The following is a 1903-nucleotide window of genomic DNA, read 5'->3' as shown; positions in this document are numbered from 1 at the left end:
TTCCTCGCTGCCCTCGATCAGTGCCTGCGGCAGATGGACCGCGAGGCAAACGACTCCGTGGAGGGATATCCCACCGGGCTGGCATGGTATGGCGGGCACCGCGAGCCCGAGAAGAAACGACCGCGTACCGAATGCTGCTGGTCGCAACGTCTGAAAGAGCTGTTGCCGTCGCGCGGTTTTTCCACGGAGGCAGAAGTCCCTTACCCCGGCCGAAACTGTAAGAAGAAGTGCGATAGCGTATCGGAGCTATGACCAAAAGCTGTGGATGGTGACGCGGCAATAAAAGCGGCGTACCTTGGGTGAATTGATTCGAACTCACTCACCCGTTCGGCCAACGAGGCCGGGAAGGATACGCCACATGTCATTATCACCTTTTCCGCTGCGGCTGGCAACCGAGCCGGTCGTTCGTGTCACCCTCGAGCAGATCGCACGTGAGGGAGCGCGTCGCGCCCTGCAGAAGGCGATCGAAGACGAAGTCGTCGAGTACGTCGATGCTCACGCTGATCATCGCGACGACGCCGGGCATCGGCTGGTGGTGCGCAACGGGCGCAAGCCGCCGCGGACGATCCTCAGCGGGGTCGGTCCGATCGAGGTTCACCAGCCGCGCGTGGACGACCGGCGCGTCGATGAGAACGGCGTGCGCTTTCGCTTCACCTCGAAGATTCTGCCGCCTTATCTTCGCAAGACCCGTGCGATCGAAGACCTGGTGCCGTGGCTGTACCTCAAGGGGATCAGCAGCGGCGAGATGCCGGATGCGCTGGTGCACCTGGGCTTCGACGGATCAGGCCTGTCGCCGACGTCGGTCACGCGCATGACCGCGTCGTGGCAGGACGAGTACGCCCAGTGGAACAAGCGAGATCTGTCCGGCAAACGCTACGTTTATCTCTGGGCCGACGGCATCTACTTCGGCTGTCGATTGACCGACGACCGCCCCTGCGTGCTTGTTTTGATGGGCGCGACCGAAGACGGCCGCAAGGAGCTGATCGCGATGATCGACGGCCAGCGTGAAAGCGAGGCGAGCTGGACGGCGCTGCTGCTGGACCTCAAAGCACGAGGCATGACCGAGCCGCCGAAGCTGGCGACGGGCGACGGATCGCTGGGGTTCTGGCTGGCGCTCTCGAAGGTCTTCCCCTCGACGCGGCACCAACGCTGCTGGGTGCACAAGACCGCCAACGTGCTCGACAAGCTGCCGAAGAATCAGCAACCCGCGGCCAAGTCGATGCTGCACGAGATCTGGATGAGCGCGACGCGAGAAGACGCAATCAAAGCCTTCGACCGCTTCGTCGAGGTCTACGGAACGAAGTGGCCGCGGGCGACGGAGTGTCTGGTGAAGGATCGTGCCGAGCTGCTGGCGTTCTACGACTTCCCCGCCGAACACTGGCAGCACCTGCGCACCAGCAACCCCATCGAGAGCACCTTCGCGACGGTGAGACTTCGCACCTACCGCACCAAAGGCCCCGGCTCACGCGAGGCCGGCCTGGCCATGGCCTTCAAGCTGGCACGCAAGGCTGAAGGGCGGTGGAGGAAACTGAACGGCAGCGAGAAGCTGCAAGACCTGATCGACGGCGTCGTGTTCGTCGACGGAAACCGAATCGCCGCTTAAACCTGTCGCGGCCATCCACAGCTTTTGGTCATAGCTCTTGCAGATATTGGACGGGTCGCTGTTCCATTCGTCCTTCCAATGACCGTAAATCTCCCCATTCGGGCCGGCCAGCGTGTGCCCGCTTCTCCCGCACCACAGACGAATCGCCTCATGTGCCTTGTAGAGTTGATCGTAGGGGCCATTATGGGTGGTGGTAGCTACGGGACCTGCTGGGGTAGCCGAGCCGACAACTTCGCCGTACCCGGCGAACGGCGCGCCCAGCTCAACACCCACTTCAAGGTTGATCTGATCGTCGAGATA

The 1903-nt window shown here is 62.5% G+C and carries 1 protein-coding gene; it reads left to right on the top strand.

Features of this window, described 5'->3' with window-relative positions; genetic code table 11:
* Window positions 1-358 precede the first annotated feature (358 nt).
* Window positions 359-1603 (top strand): IS256 family transposase, encoded by a 1245-nt coding sequence (locus tag VES88_11950; protein ID HYN82209.1) that lies wholly within the window; start codon window positions 359-361, stop codon window positions 1601-1603.
* Window positions 1604-1903: the final 300 nt, after the last annotated feature.

Source organism: Gemmatimonadaceae bacterium (assembly GCA_035633115.1).
Classification (GTDB): Bacteria; Gemmatimonadota; Gemmatimonadetes; order Gemmatimonadales; family Gemmatimonadaceae; genus UBA4720.
The sequence above is the reverse complement of the archived record's forward strand: the minus strand, read 5'-3'. Positions and strand labels throughout refer to the sequence as shown.